Source organism: Selenomonas sp. WCT3 (genome assembly GCA_900100835.1).
Taxonomy (GTDB): domain Bacteria; phylum Bacillota; class Negativicutes; order Selenomonadales; family Selenomonadaceae; genus Selenomonas_A; species Selenomonas_A ruminantium_E.
Window position 1 is genome coordinate 1 of record FNCM01000020.1, and the last position, 18,397, is coordinate 18,397.

Here is an 18,397-nt window from a genome sequence, read left to right on the forward strand (position 1 = left end):
ATTCAAATAACTGATAACGGCCCGAGTTTTGAGTTCTGCTGTATAAACACGATTGCGTTCACGCGACAAAAAAGCTGAGGGGCCCTCAGATTCGTACTGATCTATCCAATCGCTAATGGTAGTGATATCTACTTGTAATAATGCTGCTGCTTCACTACGTGTCATTCTACCTGAGAGGCATTTCTGGGTAACTCTGGTTTTCTCTTCTGCTGTTGCTTTTTGCTTATGAGGCATGAAAAACTCCCCCTATGATGACAGTTTTATTTTTTACTGTCTCTCATAAGGGGAGCATATCAGTCTATGGGGATTTGCGTTTTTATTGCTATTATTGGAGTTCCAGCTGAATCAGAAGCGGGTCGTGGTCGCTGACGCGGCCGTGTGCTTCCATGAAGGACGAGTTGACATGGACGATGTCGAACTTGTAATAGTTTAAAAGGGAAGGGAGATATTAATTTAATTCTAAAATGTGAAAGTTCATTTAAATTCGTATTAAATTAGTTGATTTGGTCAATTTAGAGTGATAGACTAAATTTGTAATTTATAAAGAGGAGGAGATTCAAATGAAAGTCAAGTTTAGGTTAATTAGTATTATGACGGTGCTTCTGATTGCGCTTATGATGGAGACAGTTTTTGCGGCCAAGGATATCATAAACCGTGGACAACATTACGATGCTAATAGCGCTATGCAAATTATAGCTAATCATGAAACTTATGCGGATGGTGATAGTGGCAATCCGGCTACGTTCCAAAAAAACATGATTCGTGTAACAGGATATGTGGATAATAAAAATTCTGACTGGTATAAGGTGACGTTACAAGAAGGAAAAAATTACTTAACGAAGATGTCAGGAGCTTTTGTATGCGATATCAAAGATAAAAATGGAAAATCTATATTGTCAGATGGAGTAAATTTGAGATTTGAAGATAATGGGGATGCTTTTCAAGCCTATGAATTTGATGTACCACAGGCTGGAGATTATTACGTAGTGATTTCAGGTTTTTCTGGAGCCATGAAAGAATATACTTTTTTAATTGGGAGTCCGGTTTATTTAAGTGAAAATGTTGAATTGAAAGGGGAGAGAATTCATGTATCAAGCGGTGAAAAATGGAAAATTCCAATGAAAGCAGTGGCTAAAAACATCCCAGAAGATGCATTTGTTGCGGAGATAGTAAACGAAAATGGAGTGGGGATTGCTGATGTGGATATTATGAATCTTAAGTCAAATTTAAATGTGAGGATTTCATCGTATGAATCAGCGGCAAGGAATATGCTTTCGATGAAAATGTTTGCAAAGTCAGAGTGGCGGGTAACATACACTGGGAAAAAACGTGATGGAAAAACATTTACCCCGATGCTTGATGTACGGTATATTTACCCCTTGAAAAATGGGTTTGCAATTAAGTAAAAAGAAATTTTTCCGATATACTCTATGAAAGGAGGTTCCTTATGATTACACAATATCGTGGTGCTGTTAATGCTTCGGGGGAGTATCAGTACATTACGAATGCTCAGCGGGTGAAGCAGGAAAAGAGTTCTAAAATAAAAGCGGATAACGAGTATACGGATGAGGTATACGAACGGCAAATGTCGACTTGGTATACTGCGTACAAAGATGAAATTGACGAGTTGCGGCATGCATCGAATCCTGGGAATATCCTGTATAATCGCTATAATCAAGGGGATGCGATGCAGGCGAATCACGTGGGGAATTTATGGCATTTCCTCTATGATGATGTGGACACGTATGGTGGTTATATAGAGCCAATCCTCAAAGGGGAGCCGTATCGCAGCGGGAAAATCGAGGAAGCTGAACAGGGAAGATTTCAGCGGCAGATGGTCAATAAACAGATTCAGAACATATTTGACCAGTCAAAGCTGACGATCCCGAAGGATGTGAACTTCTGTATAACCGTTGGGACGGATAATCGGATTCGAGTGACTGCCGATGATGACAATACGGATTTGGCAACTCAGATGGAGCAGGCGTTAAATGCTGATTCCGATAATGGGAAAGCCTTGTCCGAGCATATGCGCCGGTCAATCTATTTGCCGTGGAGCAATATGACGGATGAAGATCGATATTTGTTGAATAACTGGAAAAATGAATCACACAGCATGAACTATCGTAATGGATCGCTTTATGATATCTGTGGGCGGCGTCAGTTTGGTGATGGTGAGACTTCGTGGATTCAAGCGGTGTATGATGAAGTGGGTACTATCGGTGACGCTGACTTCGAGACGCCGGATTGGATGAAAGCCCGCACAGGAAAAGATGGTTTTTGGTCAGATTGTTTGTTAAAACAGTCTCGGGAAAAGCTGGATTCGCTATTTCAGGATACGGGCGAGATTTCCGGCCTGTTTCAACAGGCGCGCAGTTTGGGCATTGACTTATCGAAATCCTCCTTTTCCTTGGCGATGGGTATATCGGGGAAGTGGCAGGTCGGTGGTTTGGCGGAGCCAGCATTGGCAACGCCCTTGGGAACGCTGGTCAATCAGTCGAAGTTGGCGAGGACGCTGCTTCGCAATGTGATGGCCTCAATGCCAGAACAGCGCTATAAACATGAGTTGAGAAATCTTCGGTCGGCTTTTACGGCTGATTATTTTATGGGGCTGACAGGGAATAACTTTGGAATAGCCTCTTTTCAGTCGATGATACAGGAAATGCGGTGTATCCCGAAAAAGCAAACACAATTTGCGTGCACGGGGGTGCCAATCACAGCGGAATTTCAAAATATGGTTATCGATGCCGCCGATTATTTGGAAAAACACGGCGCTGATAAAGGAACCGTTGCTTTCCTGCGGCAGTTAGGCCATACCGTCTCGGATAAATTAAACGATAATATTGAGTTGGAGTCATACCTCTATTATGGCCTAAGGGACATGGTAGAGGAGGGCTTTGATATTGGCGGTGAGAACAGTATCTTATCCATTCGCTACGAAAGTGGGCATTTTGTGATGTAGGTTAGTTGTGGGCGAAAAACTCCCCCATAGATTGGAAATATCCAGTCTATGGGGGAGTTTTGTTTTATGCTGCTTACTGGAGTTCCAGCTGAATCAGCAGTGGGTCGTGGTCGCTGACGCGGCCGTGTGCTTCCATGAAGGACGAGTTGACATGGACGATGTCGAACTTGTAATGTCCTTTGAGGTTGTTGCTGACGATGATGTTGTCGAGAATCTGGTCGTTGCCCTGATAGTAGTAGGCATAACGGTCGCCAAGGTCATAGTCCTTGATGACGCTTTGCATGTTGTTGCCTTCGAGGGCTTTGATGACCGGTGAGAATTCGAAGTCGTTGAAGTCGCCCGTTAAGAGGACATTCATATTCGGATTCTGGGCCATGCCTTCGTTGACGAAGTCTTTGATGACTGCGGCAAGTTTGAGGCGTTTGGCCTCGCTCTTTAATTGTACCGGCTGATGTTTGCCGTAGAGGCTGTCATCGCCGCGTTTGGAGTTCAGATGGTTAGCCACGATGACAACGTCTTTGCCTTTGAAGGTAAACTGGGCGGCCAGGGATTTGCGCGTGTTCGCGAACAGCGGATCTTTCGGGGCGATGCGGCCCGGGTTCAGCGTGAGCTGTCCATCCTTCCAGCCCTGCGGGTCATTGGCTTTGCCAATCTTGCCCGGTTTCAGCTGGACGCGGTCCGGACGGTAGAAGTAGGCGACGCGGATGTTGGCACCCGGCTGGCCGCCGTCTTCGTTGTAGTTCGGGTTGATGTTGACGCAGTCATAGGATACGCCCGAGACTTCTTTGATGGCATCGGTCAGGCGTTTGGCGCTCTTGGTGGCGTCGCTGTTGCCGCTGTCAACCGGGCCGTCGTCGTCCTGCAATTCGAGAACCGTGATGATGTCGGGCAGCTTGAGGTCGTTCGTAATGGACTGAGCCAGCCGTTTGACCTTGCTGTCCGGCGTTTTGGCCGGATTGGCCGAGAAGTTTTCGATATTGTAGGAAGCAACCAGCAGCTTGTTTTCATCGGGGACGATGGTGGTTTTTTCCGGCTGCAGGCCGCCATCGATGAGGCGCGGCATTTGGTTCATGCGCGTATTTACTTTATAGACGCCGAAGCCGTAGGTTACGACACCGGTTACGTCGCCGTCGAGCCGGTCACCGGCTTTGGTGATGTAGCTTTTCGCATTGCCGCCTTGCATCGCCAGGCAGATTTTCTCAGGATGCATATCCTCGGCCGTAATCGAAAGGCCGCCGGAGTTGTTGAAGGGGCCCTCATGCGTGGCAGGAACCACGTAGATTTCGCCATAGCGCTGTGGCCCGAGGATGCGCGGTTTCTCTACCGTTACCCGCATGCCTTCGAGGGATTCCCAGAAGTCCAGAGCGTCGTGGTCCGGGTTAAACACCGTCATGCCGTCGCTGTCGATGACTTTGCGGGGAATCTGGCGGTCCTTGTCGAGGATAACGGGAGCGGGAAGCTCCTTGCGGCCGAGCTGACGCACCTTGCTGGCTTTGATCTCGGTAATGGTGAGGTCGGTTTCCTCTTTGCCGCGGTATCCGGGGCCGTAGAATTCCGTGACCTCGCCGTCGACGGAGACATAGTCGCCGATGCCGGCGCTGGTATTCGGAGCATAAACCATGATGCCGTCCGAGGTCTTGTCGTTGCCGTCGCCGTCATCCTGGATGAAGAAGACGCTTTCGCTCTGGCGGAAGGTAATGACGCCGCGGACATCTTTTACGGTTTTTCCATTATAGGGAGAAATATGTCCCCCTCCCTGGATGTCGCCAATATGAGCGATCTGTGTCTGCTGAGCCGCAGATACGATGTTGGGACTCCATGGAAAATCACTGGGCATCCACAATCCGGCACCGGTCAACATCATCGCTGCTAAACCCGCGCGCAAACAATTCTTTTTCGAAAACATTGCCTTAGGCCACCTTTCAATTATTCTTTATTAGTTGATACCATTATAAAGGTCACATGTCCTGATAAACAAGGACATGTGACCTTTTTGTCGTGATTGAAATCACTGTGAAAATTATTTATTATTCTTGAGTCGAAAAAAATACGTCTCATTATTGGAAGAAAACGATAAAACAGGATATGCAGCTGAAAGAAAAATGAAAAAACGGTAAACCAATATGAACTATAAGGGACACGTGACCTTTTTTAACGATAAGAAACAAGATATACTTTGACTTGTAAACGATAATTCGTCTGAAAACTCCAAACAAAATCAACAATATGAATAGAACGACGCAGATGAAAACTGCTCTCATTTACAGAGTTACAATTGGCTGACGGACAGGGAACATGGAAACTGTTGACAAGTCAATTTAGGGTGATAATGAAGAGGATTGAGAAAATCGGCTATTCATAATGGCGAGGTTGGGATGAGTGTTTCAGGGATGTTTAGGGGGAATAGGTAATGAAATTCTTGAGCAAGAAGAAGAGTTTGCTGATTGCTGCGGCAATGAGTGTATCCTTTATCGCTGCGCCGCTCACGCCAAGCTATGCGTCAGAGGCACCGCAGGGCTACACCCAGCAGGACCTCAACGATGAGATGATCATGGCTGTTGCGTGGATGCAGAACTCGGCCGAGTACCGCGAACTTTGCTATCAGGCATACAACGTCGCACTCGATCGGGTAGTAAAAGCCGTCGCTCATCACAAAAAAGGCGACAAACCGCTGGCTATCGTCCTCGATGCTGACGAAACGGTACTGGACAACAGCGCGTTTGAGGCTGGTCTCATCGGTACGGGCAACAGTTACAGCAATGCCACCTGGAAAGAATGGTGCGATGCTGGGGTAGCAAGAGCAATGCCGGGCGCTGCTGAGTATCTGCAGGCCGTCGATAAGCTCGGTGTAGAGATCTTCTACGCTTCGAACCGCAGCCTCAAGGATCATTACGAAAGCTCGGTACGCAACTTCAAGAAAATCGGCTTCCCGCAGGCTGATCGCAAGCACATGATTTTCAAAGCGGATTCCAGCAACAAGCAGGCTCGCTTCGATCAGGTCATGAAAGACTACAATGTTGTCGTATTCATGGGCGATAACGCAGGCGATCTGCCAATCGGTACCTATCATAAGAGCCAGGAAGAGCGCAACGCTCTGGTTGACAAATACAAAGATGAATTCGGCAAACGCTTCATCGCCTTCCCGAATCCGACCTACGGCGATTGGGAATCGGCTCTGAAGAAGGATAAGGGTTCCTATTGGGCACTGAACAATAAAGAGAAGAGCGATGTCCGCCGTGATTCGCTGCGCACGTGGCGTCCGGTCAAGACTGCCCAGGACAAAGAAAACACGAAACCAGGCAACGAACAGAAGTAATTGATACTTGAGAAGAAGGAGAATTTATCATGAAAAAATCTGCAAAACTTTCCCTTGCCCTCGCACTGATGATGGGCACCACGGCCGGCGTCAACATGGTAGCACCGAGCTCTGCCAGCGCAGAGATTTCCGATAAGTTCCGCATGGAACTCAATGGCGTTATCTCCAATTACTCGGATAAAGATAATGCTGGCGGTTACACGGTTAAGGATAATTATGGTAAAGATAAATATAAGCACAATCATTGGAATAATTATGGCCGTCTGCAGCTGAATTATTTCGTTGATAAAGATACGAAATTCCAGGCTCGTTTGCACAGTGATTTTGATGGTGTTGCTGAGTATGGTAAAAATACGAATACGAAACATGCATATTTTGACCAGTTGTTTATCCAGCAGAAGTTCCGTAAAGCTAATATCACGGGTATCCTTGGTAAGAAGGGTGCATATTTGGGGCAAGGCATGACGTTTAATTCCTCGGGCAATTTGACGGGCGCACAGGTTTCCTTTGGTAATTGGTATGACCCGCAGTGCCTCCAGATTATTTATGGTGATCGTGATGGCGGTGACCGTGTCCTCGCGTTCAATGCAACGAAGGATATTGTTAAGAATTGGCAGGTATCTGTGCTGAATCTTAATGTTAATAGTGAGTATGCAGAGAATAAATACAATAAGTTTAGAATTTGGTCCTTTGGGTCCAAAATCAAAACTCCAGGTGTAACGTTTGTGGGTGAGTATGCACACAATGCTTCGGATAAGATGCGTCCAGCAGACTCTTCTTCGGCAGCACGTAAAGGTTGGTATGTCGAAGCATATACGGGGCCGACCAGCGATATGACGTCTGGTTTGCCACTTCAGAAACCGGGTACCCAGGTCTGGTCTCTGAAATATCAGGACCTTGGTAAAGGTGCTCAGTATGTACATAACCCGACCTTCATTGATGATGCTCGCGGATTCAAACTTACTTATGGTTATGTAATCAAGAAAGGTGTATCCACGGATATCTCGGTTGCTCGCGTAAAGGATAAAGGTTTGAGCGATTATAAGGATCCGGCAAACGGGAAATGGAAGACGCAGGTTATTGCAGAGCTTGCATTCAAACTTCGCTAATTTGTAAATATTAGATTCCGGTGGGCGGGAGCAGGAGGTTTCTGCCCTGCCGGTAAGGTTCTTCTGTTTAGGAGGAAATAGAATGAAATTCGGTAAGAAATCAAAACTTTTGATTATCCCGGCTATGCTGGCTTCGTTTGGCACGCTGTCGTTGGCGCCGCTGACGGCAGAGGCTTGGACGGACCAGACTCACATGGCTATCGAGCGTGCGGCAGGTCTTTCGAGCTATCAGAATGCCTGCGCACCGGATGTTTCCAAGACGGTGTCGGCTATCAACAAGCTCAAGAAAAACGACGGTCAGGGGCATTTCTTTGATGCCAGCAAGCCGCCAACGCGTAAAGATGTCGAAGAGCAGCTCGAGATGATTGGTCAGGGCCGTGACGATTCGCCGGATGGCTGGATTCTCGGCGCCATCATCAACGCTACGCGCAAATCCAAGGCTTGGACGGAGATGGGCCGTTTCGACGACTACAACTATGCGATCCTTGGCCACTACTGCGGCGATCTCTCGATGCCGATGCATATGTCGGTCTATGATGATTTCAACAAGAAACATCATCTGAACATCGACCAGACGCTCAATCGCAGTGATGTGAAATACGATGTCGACGGTGTTCCTTTGATTACGAAGGAAATGACGGTGGATGACAGCGTCCGCTTCAACAGCGAGGATGAAATCATCGACTACATGTTGAAGATTGCCAATGAGTCCTTTGAGCTTGCGCAGAAGCTGCGCGCTGAGGACCGTGAGCTGACGCACGAGGAAGCCATCCAGCGCGTCAACCGCTCGGCTACGTTCTTCCGTGCCATCATGCGCTACTGCGGCAAGAACATCACCGATGATGAATTGGTAAAATACGTCAAATAATAGCGTTATCGCTACTATTTAATAATCAGATCTCTGACTCCTTTTTTTACCCCTGAAATCTACAATGTGCCAGAAAAGCTCGCCGGTATTTACTGGCGAGCTTTTCGGTGTAAAATAAGGAATGGAGTTCTACGGAAAAGAGGGTTATTATGTTTGGCAAAAAATCGTTAAAGGTTATGGTATTGGCCGCACTTACGGCGGCCGTTACAACGGGCACGGCGTTTGCGGGCGATCTTACCGTCTACTCGACGTCGGATATCCATGGCAGTGTCATTGGCTGGGATTATTTCCGCGCCCAAAAAGCGGATTTGGGGCTGGCCAAGGTCAGTACGATTATTAACGAAGGGCGCAAGGCCAAGACGAAGGATGATGCCGTCCTTGTCATCGATGGTGGCGATATCATCCAGGGCACGCCGCTGGATACCTATATGGTCCAGCATCCGCAGGAGTGGAAGGCTGGCCAGCACCCCATGTTTACGGCATTCAACAAGATTGGCTACGATGCCATCGAGCTGGGCAACCATGAGTTTAATTTTGGCCTAGGCTATCTCCAGAAGGTCATCGGCAAGAATAAGAATGTCCTTGGTGCCAACGTCATCGACGATAAGACGGGCAAGACCTGGTCTGGGGTGCGTCCGTACCTCATCAAGACGGTCAAGGTCGACGGCGAGAAGGTAAAGGTCGGCATCATCGGTACCGATACCCCGGCGATTCCGAATTTCGAGGACCCGTCCCATTTCGCTGGGGTTCATTTTGTCAGCCAGGTGCCGGTCATGCAGCAGTGCATCAAGGAACTCAAGGCGCAGGGCGTGGATATTCTCATCGGCGTGTCTCATTCCGGCGTGCCGCGTGGGGACCGCAACAGCGAGGAAAACCAAGTCGTAGCGATTGCGGAGGCCTGCCCCGAGCTCGACCTTTTGATTTGCGCGCATAATCATGTCGTCATCGACAATGCCAACGGGGTGACAGGCCCGGATGGTACGGTCTATAAAGATGCGGTGATAAATGGTGTACCCGTGGTCGAGAGCGGCAAAGATGGCAAATTCGTGGGCAAGAGCCAGTTGACGCTCAAAAAAGTTGCGGGGAAATGGCAGGTCGAAAAAGTCACGACGCAGGCGATTCCTACGAAGGGCGTAGCCGATGATCCAGCCATCGTCAAACTGGCCAAGCCCTGGCATGAAAAGACGCTCAAGCATCTGCAGACGGTAGTCGGCGAGGCATCGGATGTTTTCCTCGGTGCGGAGTCGAACCATCAGGATTCGGCCATCGTCGACCTCGTCAATGAAGTCCAGCGTCACTATGCGGGCACTCAGCTTTCGGCGGCAGCCTCGTTCAACACGAGCCAGAACATTGATAAAGGGCCGATTACGCTGCAGGAAATGTCAGGACTCTACATCTATGAGAATTATCTCTATGGTATCGAGATTACCGGTGCGGAGCTCAAAAAATATATGGAACACGCCGCCAGCTTCTATGGGACGAGCCCGGACTACAACTACGATATGCTGCAGGGCGCAGACTATACCATCGACCTGACGAAACCCGTCGGCAGCCGTATCACCAAGCTCCAGTATCAGGGCAAGGATGTCAAGGATACCGACAAATACACCCTGGCCATCAACGACTACCGTATGAACGGCGGCAGCGGCTACATGGCCGCCATGGGCTACACCAATGGCAAAAAGCCCAAAGTCGTATTCGACTCCATGCGCAAATACGGCGACGACGGTCAAATGCGTTCACTGATGATTCGCTACGTCAAAGAAAAGGGTACGATTGCGCCGGTCTGTGACAATAACTGGACGGTAATCCAATAACTATGAGGGAAATAATATGTATATGAGAAAAATGAAGAAACTTTTTATTGCAAGCTGTTTGTCAATGGCATTGGCTGGCGGCTGGACTTCGGCGGTTGGTTTTGCTGCTGAGGCGGAAGATACAGTGACGATCACTATCTTGGGGACGTCGGATGTCCATGGACGATTTATGCCCTGGGATTATGCGACGGATTGTGAGGATCGGTCCGGCAGTTTAGTACAGCTTAGCACCATGATTCAGGAAATCCGTGCCGAGAATCCCCATACGATTCTCGTGGATTGTGGGGATTCTATTCAGGATAACAGCGTGGAGCAGTTCAATAAAGCCAAAGCCCAGCCCATGGTGGTGGCGATGAATGAAATGGGCTATGATACTTGGACGATGGGAAATCATGAGTTCAATTTCGGCCTTGATGTGCTGAAGCATGTTACCCGCCAATTCAAGGGGAAGCCCCTCTGTGGCAATGTGTATTGGGAAAACGGAAAGCGCTTTATGCCAGCTTCGACGGTTATTAAGAAAGCCGGCATCCGCGTTGGCATCATTGGCATGGATACCCCGATGATTGCCGAGTTTGAAAAGGATTCAGACCACCTGAAGGGGGTGGTAGTCAAAAACCCCAGGAGGGAGACGCGGAAGGCTATCGAAGAACTTTCCGGCAAGGCGGATGTTCTGATTGGCGTTCTGCACATGGGGGTGGACAATGAGAACGATAATGCCGATACTGGTGTGACGGATATCGCCAAGGCTTGTCCGGAACTTGCCGCTATCGTGGCCGGTCATATGCATCAAAATGTCACGAGCAAGACGATAAATGGCGTTTTGGTATCGGAACCGTTTAAATATGGCAAGGCTCTGACCCGGATCGATTTGACTTTCAAAAAGGATAAAGGCAAGTTTGTACTGACCGATAAAAAGGCCCAGACCCTTCCCGTGGGCAAAGCTGCTTCGGATGAGCGGCTGGTGAAGGTACTGGCACCATTCCATGAGCAGGCTCGGGCCGTTGCCAATGAAAAAATTGGTGAGGTCGCCGGTATGAATATGGTTCCTGAGGATACCATGCCGGGAATCAGTGAAGTGCAGGTGGCGGATACGCCGCTGACGAATTTCCTCAATGAGGTCCAGCTTCATTACAGCGGGGCTGATGTAGTTTCCGTCATTATCAGCCGTGACAATGCCCAGCAGGCAGTGGGCCCCATCCGCCGCAAGGACATTGCCTTCAACTATCAGTATACGGGTGGGGAGACGACCCTTTACGAGGTTACGGGCCGTGACCTCAAAGACTATATGGAATGGTCGGCAGCGTATTTTAATCAGAAACAGCCGGGGGATATTGCCCCGAGCTATAATCCTGTCCGCCGGGCTTCGAAGTACAGTACCAATGATATTTTTGGTGGGGTGAATTATGAGATTGACTTGACCCAGCCAGTGGGCCAGCGCATCAAGAATCTTCGCATCAAGAAGACGGGGCGGGCAATCGCCGATGGTGATAAAATCAAACTGGGGATGAATGCCTATCGCATGAATCAGCTGGTTGCCAAGGGCGGTGCCCTGGAAGGCCGCAGCTTCCCGCAGCTTTGGACGTCGCTTCAAGCATTTGGGGAAACGGAAGGTACTATTCGCAATATGACCATCCGTTATATCCGCGAGGTCAAAAAAGGAAAAATCGACGTCAAACCTGTATGTGATTGGAAAATCACCGGATTCGACAAGAGCAGTGCCGACTATCAAAAAGCCGCTGCCCAGCTTAAAAATGGCACAATCAAGCTTCATAACTCCGAAGATGGAAAATACACCAATATAGAATCTATTAATAAAAAGGATTTGAAGTAATCAAAGCCAAGGTTCGGCAAAAATAAAAGGATTCGCCATGCGCTGCCTTGACAGGCGCAGCATGGCGAATCCTTTTTATCGTTTTACATCAGCCAGTTTGATTTCTGGTATGTGTTCGATGAGGTTCATTTGATGGGCGAGGCTGTAGAAGGTCTTTAGGCCTTCGAGGTATTCTTCGGTCAAATCCCAATGGATGGTGGGGCCGAGATAGTCATCGAGCTGCTCATAGGTAAAGGGCTTATGGGGCAAGACGGATTCGATGATTTCTTTCTTGTGGTCCATTCCCGTTTGAAAGGCGCGGCGGATGCGATCGTAGACGAGTTGGAGCATCGCCGGATTCTGCTCGGCGAAGGTCTTGTTGGCCACCCAGAGGGCGTAGACCATTTTTTGACCGGTCATTTTTTTCCATTCGTGGCCCAGGTCGTAATAGTAGAGGTCTGGCTGTTTATGATGGTAGAGCCAGAGGGCGTCGTCGCCGATGAGCAGGGAGGCTGTCGCATCCTCAGGGATGGGAGATTCAGGCGTGATGTGGCGCACGAAGTAGTTGGGAATCGCGCCATAGGCACCGCGCAGGATGATTTTGAGCAGGCAGTGAGAGGTGGCCGATTTTGCCGTCAGGATGATTTTGTCATCGGTTATATCATCGATGGGCTTGCGGGAGACCAGCAGGATGCTTTGAACCGCTCCGTCCGTGCTGATGCAAACGTCCGGCAGGACGACAAGTTCTTCACTGTCGCGGGCGTAGACAATTGACGATACATTGCTGACGTCGAGGCGGTGATTGACAATGTCATTATTGAGAACAGCTGGTACACCACGCGTGATGGATAGACCTTGGTCGGCGCCGTGGGCATAGCTCCAGGTAAGTGGCAGTACGTTCAAAAAATTGATATGTCCAACTCTGGGACAGCTCATAGGTGTTCCTCCTTTTCGTTGCAATTGGTAGTTCTATTATACATGATTATGTCTTTGGCGCGCAGAAAAATATTGGCAAGGGCTTTGTGTATTATATATAGGTTAGAAAATATCTGAAAATAGCGAGGAATCTTGACTTTTCGATAGGGGTTCGCTAAAATTATTTGATAGAGTCAACAAGATTGACGGGGATTATGGAAGGGATAATTTTAGGGAGGAATAATTATGGATGATTATGTAAATGTTGGCCGTTGGTTCTCGATTCTACATCGCCGTTCGCAGCTCTTTATAGTCGAAGCCTGCCAGAAATTACATCTTACTTTCTCGGAATATATCATGCTCATCCGCATTTTTGACAATGAGGGAGCGAAGCAGGATGAGCTTGCCAATATGCTTTATTTGGATAAAGCGGTAGTCACGCGTACGGTAAATCTGTTGCAGGAGAAGGGCTTTATCTATCGGGAAGTCGATCCTGCAGACCGACGCGTCAAGCATATTTTCCTCACGGAATACGGCCGTGAGCAGCATCAGTTCCTGCGCAATATCATTCAGGGGTGGATTGATTATCTGGTCCGCGATATGAAGCAGGACGATATCCAGCATTTGTTCAACGGGTTTAACGAGCTGGTTACGAAGGCCTGTGAGGCTGACCTCGTGAAACTCGCGCGAAATTTGCCTTCAGGAGGCGACGTTCATGAAAAAATATAAGCTGAGTTTTTTGGCTTGCTTTTTGGCGGTTGTGTGTCTTTTGGCCGTTGGTTGCGGCAGTAAGGATACTAAGACAGTGAAAGCACCGCTGGTAAAAACACAGCAGGTTGGCAGTGGCTCACTCAATGACAGCAGTTCCTATTCGGGAACCGTGCGCGGACGCTATGAAACGAATATGTCGTTTCAGGTTGGCGGTCAGATTTTGAGCCGCAATGTGCAGGTCGGTTCGCCGGTCCGTGCCGGGGATGTGCTGATGGTTATCGACAGCCGTGATGTGGTACAGAAGGCCAATCAGGGAGATGCGCAGGTGGCTTCGGCCCGGGCAAATCTCGACCTTGCCCAGCGCAATCTGGCTCGTTACAGCCAGCTTTATCAGGAAAACGCGGTGGCGGCGGTAACGCTGGATCAGTATCAGGCAAGTTATGATTCCGCGTTTGCTTCGTATCAGAATGCCTTGGCCCAGGCAGCCCAGGGGCATAATGCCATGGGGTATACTAATCTCACGGCGGGGGCTAATGGTGTCGTATCGGCAATCAATGCCGAGGAAGGACAGATCGTTGGGGCTGGTCAGACGGTGCTGACGCTCGTGCAGACGAATGAGCTGGAGGTCGAAATCAATGTGCCGGAAAACCGTGTCGCGGATGTAGCTGTGGGCGCACCGGTGACCGTGAATTTCTGGGCGCTGCATGACCGGGCGGACGGTGTTGTCCGCGAGGTGGCACCGATGGCCGATAATGCGGCCCGCACGTATCGCGTCCGCATTTCGGTACCGAATCCGCCGACGGGCATGCAGCTTGGCATGACGGCCAGTGTGTCGTTTGCGCCGCAAATCAGTGGCGGCGAGGGCACCGCTGATTCGGCGGTACTGCCGCTCGCGGCTATTTATCAGAACGGAGATACCCCGCAGGTTTGGGTTGTCGGGGACGATAATACGGTCAGCCTTAAATCGGTTTCCGTTGAGGACTTTGGCGATAATCAGGTATTGGTTCATGGCCTTGATGCTGCCGATGTGGTGGTTACGGCTGGCGTCCATAAACTTCATGAGGGGCAATCCGTACGGACGGAGGCGGACTCATGACGAATCTTACCGAATTATCGCTGAAGCATCGGGCCCTGGTCTGGTACTTTATTATTATGACGGCTATCGGTGGTCTCGTGGCGTATTTTCAGCTGGGCCGCATGGAGGACCCGCAGTTTACCATCCGCCAGATGGTCATTACGGCTGCCTGGCCTGGGGCTACGGCGGAGGAAATGCAGGAGCAGGTCACGGATAAACTGGAAAAACGGCTCCAGGATACGCCGGGGCTCGACTCCATCAACAGTGAGACCCGGGAGGGGCAAACGGTTATCTATGTGAAATTGAAGGATACCGTTGCCAAAGACCAAATCCGGCCGACTTGGCGTGACGTCCGCAATTTCTGTGAGGATGTCAAAAAGGATTTGCCCCAGGGTGTTTATGGCCCTTATTATAATGACCGTTTTGATGACGTCTATGGCTCCATCTATGCAGTCACGGGCGATGGCTATAACTATGAGGAAATGCGCGAGTATGCGGAAAAGACGCGCCGCATGCTGCTCAATGTTTCGAGCGTCCAGAAGGTGGAACTTATCGGCGTCCAGCCGGAGAAGGTCTATGTAGAGATCCAGAAGGATAAACTGGCAGAACTGGGCATCAGTCCGCAGGTCATTGCCAATTCCCTCAAGACCCAGAATGAAATGACGGCATCCGGTGAGGTGGAGACGGAATCCAACAACGTCTACTTGCGCGTCAGTGGCATGTTCCAGGATGTCGAGGCCATCCGCGAGATGCCAATCAATGCCAACGGCAAGGTGTTCCGTCTCGGGGATATCGCCACGGTAGAGCGCCGGTTTGTCGACCCTGCCAAGCCGAAGATGTTCTATAACGGTGAGCCGGCTATCGGGATCGCCGTGTCGATGGAAAATGGCGGCAATATCCTGCAGTTAGGGGAGGATCTTAAGGCAAAAATCGGGGAAATCCAGCAGGAAGTTCCCGTAGGTATTGAAGTCCATCAGGTTTCGGACCAGCCGAAGGTGGTTGACCAGTCTATCCATGACTTCGTCAAGACGCTGGTCGAGGCCATCGTTATCGTGTTGGCGGTCAGCTTCCTGTCGCTCGGCGTGCGCACGGGCATGGTGGTTGCCGGCTGTATCCCGCTGGTACTTTGTGCGGTGTTCCTCATCATGTATGCGCTGAACATCGATTTGCACAAGGTCTCCTTGGGCGCCCTTATCATCGCTTTGGGCCTTTTGGTGGACGATGCCATTATTGCGGTGGAGATGATGAGCGTCAAGCTTGAGATGGGTCTCAACCGCTTTGAGGCGGCCTGCTATGCCTTCCGGGCAACGGCCAAGCCCATGCTGACGGGTACCCTCATCACCTGTTCGGGCTTTATTCCGGTGGCCTTTTCCAAAGGCATGGCCAGTGAGTTCTGCCAGGCCCTTTTCCCGGTTATCGGGGCGGCTCTGTTGATTTCCTGGCTGGTGTCGGTTATGGTGGCACCGCTTTTCGGCTATCATTTGATTCGCGTAGAGGTCAAGAAGGATGAAGACGGCAAGATCGACCCCTATCAGAGCAAGTTCTATACGATGTTCCGTAAGGTGCTCGTCTGGTTCCTCGAACATCGGAAACTCGTCCTCGGGGCCACGGCGGCTTTGTTTGTCGTTTCGGTTGGCATGATGAAATTCATCAAGCAGGAATTCTTCCCGACGTCGACGCGACCGGAAATCCTGATTGAGATGAAACTGCCCGAGGGCTCCTCGATGGCTGCCAGCCAGGAAGTCTGTGACCGCATGTCTTCGTGGCTGCAGGACCGGCAGGAATTGCTGTCCAACTACTCGTATTATGTGGGCCGCTATGCGCCGCGTTTCGTGCTGACGGTCAATCCGAAGGCTGAGACGGATAATGCCGCACAGTTTGTCATTGTGGCTAAGGATACCAAGTCCCGGGAGAAACTCACCGAGGAACTCAATCAGGCCTTTAATGACGAGTTTTCTGATGTGCGCGCTAAGATTCAGTTCATCCAGACTGGTCCGCCGGCTGATTATCCGGTGATGCTGCGGGTGACGGGCTATACGACGGAACAGACGAAGGAATTGGCCCAGCAAGTGGCCGATATCGTGGCCAAGGACCCCAATAACTATAACGTCAATACGTCCTGGGGGGATAAGAGCAAAGTCATGCACTTGGAACTTGACCAGGATAAACTGCGCGCGCTGGGTGTTTCCAGCCAATCGGTTTCCCAGCAGATTTATACGGCGGTGACTGGCGCGAAGGCGGCGGAGTTCTACAAGGGTGACCGCACCATTGACATCGATTTGCGCTTGGCGGGAGAAGACCGCAAGGATTTGGCACAGATGAAGAGCCTGCCGATTTATCTAGGGCAGGCTGGCTATGTGCCGCTGGAGCAGATTGCCAAGATTTCCTACGGTGCGGAAGATGGCTTTATCGAGCGCCGCAATCTGATGCCGACAATTACCGTTCAGGCTGATGTTCATGACGGTACGGCTAACGATGCCACGAAGAAGGCCTATGAGGCAACGGCACAGCTGCGCAAGGATTTACCCTTTGGCTGCAGCATTGAGCCGGCGGGAGCATTGGAGGACAGCAACAAGAGTGTTGGCTTCCTGCTCCAGCCGGTTCCCGTGATGATTTTCATCATCATGACGCTGCTGATGTTCCAGCTTGGCAGTGCCAAACAGATGATACTTACGGTGCTTACGGCACCGCTGGGGCTTATCGGCGTTTCCTGGGGCATGCTGCTGACGGGTTCGGCCATGGGATTTGTGGCGGAACTTGGCATCCTGGCGCTTTTTGGTATGATTATCCGGAATTCCGTTATCCTTATCGATCAGATCCAGAAGCATCTGGCGGATGGGGAGACGCCTTGGGATGCTGTGGTAGACTCGGCCATCTTGCGCTTCCGTCCGATTATGCTGACGGCGGCCGCCGCTATTCTCGGCATGCTGCCCCTGATGGCCAGCACTTTCTGGGGGCCAATGGCTGTGGCTATTGCCAGCGGCCTGCTGGTGGCGACCGTCTTGACGTTGTTGGTATTGCCGACAATGTACGCCGTGGCGTATAAAGTACCCAAACGGTAAAAAACAAGGCGTTACGACCGACAAAAAAGAAAAGGGACTGTGAAAAATCCCTTTATATTGGCATAAAATATAGAAGCCTCCATAAGATTGAGTCATCTACCTTATGGAGGCTTCTATGAATTTATCCACGCCTTTTTTACAAATTACAGTTTGTAGGTTACACGAATCTCATTCGCAGCAACTCTTAGCCGCCGCTAGGGGCAGTGCCAACACTACGCGGGAGATGTTTTTCTAAACGAAATTTTTATCCTTAATTAGGCATCGAAAAAGTTGCAAAACGCGCTTCGCTTGAACGGTAGCAATTTTTCGACGAACGGTGAGGATAAAAATTTCGTTCTTCACGAAAAACATCAAACGCTTCGTTTATGGCACTGCCCCTAGCGGCGGCTGACTTTTGGAACAAAAAGCCTTCCCCTCTGGGGAAGGTGCCCCGTCAGGGGCGGATGAGGTAGCACCTTAAGCTATTATGCTTATCGTAATGCGTATAAAGGGACTTCATCCGAGCGCTTCGCGCCCACCGCCCGGGATGTCCACCGGACATCCGCAACTTCGTTGCCCCCAGAGGGGAAGGCAGTTTTGTGACGACTCTAACCGAGGCGGCGGGGGCCCCAGTACCATAAGCGTAGCCTTGACGTTCCGCGTGAAGCAAGAAATTTTTGCCTGCGTTCTCGTTGGAAAAGCAGTTTCGTCCAAGCGAAGCGCGTTTAACTGTTTTCCAACTCTTAATTAAAAGGCAAAAATTTCTTGTAGCG

General features: G+C 50.0%; 13 protein-coding genes. 10 read left to right on the forward strand and 3 right to left on the reverse strand.

Going from position 1 to position 18,397, the window contains the following annotated elements; genetic code table 11:
• The coding region (locus BLQ36_RS12445; RefSeq protein WP_143558768.1) for a helix-turn-helix domain-containing protein at window positions 1-234 on the reverse strand (234 nt) is incomplete at its 3' end.
• Between the two features lie 326 nt (window positions 235-560).
• On the opposite strand from BLQ36_RS12445, the gene BLQ36_RS12450 reads away from it, so the two are divergent.
• Both BLQ36_RS12450 and BLQ36_RS12455 read left to right on the forward strand, forming a co-directional pair.
• The gene (locus BLQ36_RS12450; RefSeq protein ID WP_074515894.1) at window positions 561-1,406 is read left to right on the forward strand and encodes a hypothetical protein; all 846 of its coding nucleotides are present in this window, start codon (window positions 561-563) and stop codon (window positions 1,404-1,406) included.
• Window positions 1,407-1,447: 41 nt separating this feature from the next.
• Complete coding sequence (locus BLQ36_RS12455) at window positions 1,448-2,962, forward strand: hypothetical protein (RefSeq protein WP_074515895.1); 1,515 nt, start codon at window positions 1,448-1,450, stop codon at window positions 2,960-2,962.
• 73 nt (window positions 2,963-3,035) lie between these two features.
• Here the strand turns inward: BLQ36_RS12455 and BLQ36_RS12460 are convergent, their stop codons facing one another.
• A complete protein-coding gene (locus tag BLQ36_RS12460) occupies window positions 3,036-4,868 on the reverse strand; it encodes an endonuclease/exonuclease/phosphatase family protein (protein WP_074515896.1) in 1,833 nt (610 codons plus the stop codon).
• Between the two features lie 504 nt (window positions 4,869-5,372).
• Between BLQ36_RS12460 and BLQ36_RS12465 the strand changes: the two genes are divergently transcribed.
• The 5 genes from BLQ36_RS12465 to BLQ36_RS12485 all read left to right on the forward strand — a co-directional run bounded on the left by BLQ36_RS12465 (window position 5,373) and on the right by BLQ36_RS12485 (window position 11,903).
• Entirely contained in the window at window positions 5,373-6,278 is a 906-nt protein-coding gene (locus BLQ36_RS12465) for a 5'-nucleotidase, lipoprotein e(P4) family (RefSeq protein ID WP_074515897.1), read from the forward strand.
• 29 nt (window positions 6,279-6,307) lie between these two features.
• Window positions 6,308-7,387: a hypothetical protein gene (locus BLQ36_RS12470; protein ID WP_074515898.1), complete on the forward strand. Its 1,080-nt coding sequence runs from the start codon at window positions 6,308-6,310 to the stop codon at window positions 7,385-7,387.
• Between the two features lie 82 nt (window positions 7,388-7,469).
• On the forward strand, window positions 7,470-8,255 hold the full coding sequence (locus tag BLQ36_RS12475; RefSeq protein WP_033171270.1) for a hypothetical protein: 786 nt from the start codon (window positions 7,470-7,472) through the stop codon (window positions 8,253-8,255).
• 149 nt (window positions 8,256-8,404) lie between these two features.
• Window positions 8,405-10,072: a bifunctional metallophosphatase/5'-nucleotidase gene (locus tag BLQ36_RS12480; RefSeq protein ID WP_074515899.1), complete on the forward strand. Its 1,668-nt coding sequence runs from the start codon at window positions 8,405-8,407 to the stop codon at window positions 10,070-10,072.
• 16 nt (window positions 10,073-10,088) lie between these two features.
• The gene (locus BLQ36_RS12485) at window positions 10,089-11,903 is read left to right on the forward strand and encodes a bifunctional metallophosphatase/5'-nucleotidase (RefSeq protein ID WP_074515900.1); all 1,815 of its coding nucleotides are present in this window, start codon (window positions 10,089-10,091) and stop codon (window positions 11,901-11,903) included.
• 75 nt (window positions 11,904-11,978) lie between these two features.
• Here BLQ36_RS12485 and BLQ36_RS12490 read toward each other — a convergent pair whose 3' ends face one another.
• Complete coding sequence (locus BLQ36_RS12490; RefSeq protein ID WP_074515901.1) at window positions 11,979-12,818, reverse strand: menaquinone biosynthetic enzyme MqnA/MqnD family protein; 840 nt, start codon at window positions 12,816-12,818, stop codon at window positions 11,979-11,981.
• A gap of 225 nt (window positions 12,819-13,043) precedes the next feature.
• Here BLQ36_RS12490 and BLQ36_RS12495 point away from each other — a divergent pair, with 225 nt between their 5' ends.
• From BLQ36_RS12495 to BLQ36_RS12505, 3 genes are read left to right on the forward strand one after another with little or no spacing between them, the layout of a single operon-like run.
• The gene (locus BLQ36_RS12495; RefSeq protein WP_074515902.1) at window positions 13,044-13,526 is read left to right on the forward strand and encodes a MarR family winged helix-turn-helix transcriptional regulator; all 483 of its coding nucleotides are present in this window, start codon (window positions 13,044-13,046) and stop codon (window positions 13,524-13,526) included.
• Entirely contained in the window at window positions 13,513-14,604 is a 1,092-nt protein-coding gene (locus BLQ36_RS12500) for an efflux RND transporter periplasmic adaptor subunit (protein ID WP_074515903.1), read from the forward strand. The genes BLQ36_RS12495 and BLQ36_RS12500 overlap by 14 nt, the downstream gene beginning before the upstream one ends.
• Window positions 14,601-17,645, forward strand: a complete 3,045-nt coding sequence (locus BLQ36_RS12505) for an efflux RND transporter permease subunit (protein ID WP_074515904.1) — start codon at window positions 14,601-14,603, stop codon at window positions 17,643-17,645. Before BLQ36_RS12500 ends, BLQ36_RS12505 begins: the two co-directional genes overlap by 4 nt.
• Window positions 17,646-18,397: the final 752 nt, after the last annotated feature.

Bases quoted from the DNA above. Each gene is read 5' to 3' on its own strand.
- BLQ36_RS12460 (WP_074515896.1), bottom strand. From the start codon at position 4,868: ATGTTTTCGAAAAAGAATTGTTTGCGCGCGGGTTTAGCAGCGATGATG.
- BLQ36_RS12505 (WP_074515904.1), top strand. From the start codon at position 14,601: ATGACGAATCTTACCGAATTATCGCTGAAGCATCGGGCCCTGGTCTGG.
- BLQ36_RS12495 (WP_074515902.1), top strand. From the start codon at position 13,044: ATGGATGATTATGTAAATGTTGGCCGTTGGTTCTCGATTCTACATCGC.
- BLQ36_RS12480 (WP_074515899.1), top strand. From the start codon at position 8,405: ATGTTTGGCAAAAAATCGTTAAAGGTTATGGTATTGGCCGCACTTACG.
- BLQ36_RS12490 (WP_074515901.1), bottom strand. From the start codon at position 12,818: ATGAGCTGTCCCAGAGTTGGACATATCAATTTTTTGAACGTACTGCCA.
- BLQ36_RS12500 (WP_074515903.1), top strand. From the start codon at position 13,513: ATGAAAAAATATAAGCTGAGTTTTTTGGCTTGCTTTTTGGCGGTTGTG.
- BLQ36_RS12465 (WP_074515897.1), top strand. From the start codon at position 5,373: ATGAAATTCTTGAGCAAGAAGAAGAGTTTGCTGATTGCTGCGGCAATG.
- BLQ36_RS12485 (WP_074515900.1), top strand. From the start codon at position 10,089: ATGTATATGAGAAAAATGAAGAAACTTTTTATTGCAAGCTGTTTGTCA.
- BLQ36_RS12455 (WP_074515895.1), top strand. From the start codon at position 1,448: ATGATTACACAATATCGTGGTGCTGTTAATGCTTCGGGGGAGTATCAG.
- BLQ36_RS12475 (WP_033171270.1), top strand. From the start codon at position 7,470: ATGAAATTCGGTAAGAAATCAAAACTTTTGATTATCCCGGCTATGCTG.
- BLQ36_RS12470 (WP_074515898.1), top strand. From the start codon at position 6,308: ATGAAAAAATCTGCAAAACTTTCCCTTGCCCTCGCACTGATGATGGGC.
- BLQ36_RS12450 (WP_074515894.1), top strand. From the start codon at position 561: ATGAAAGTCAAGTTTAGGTTAATTAGTATTATGACGGTGCTTCTGATT.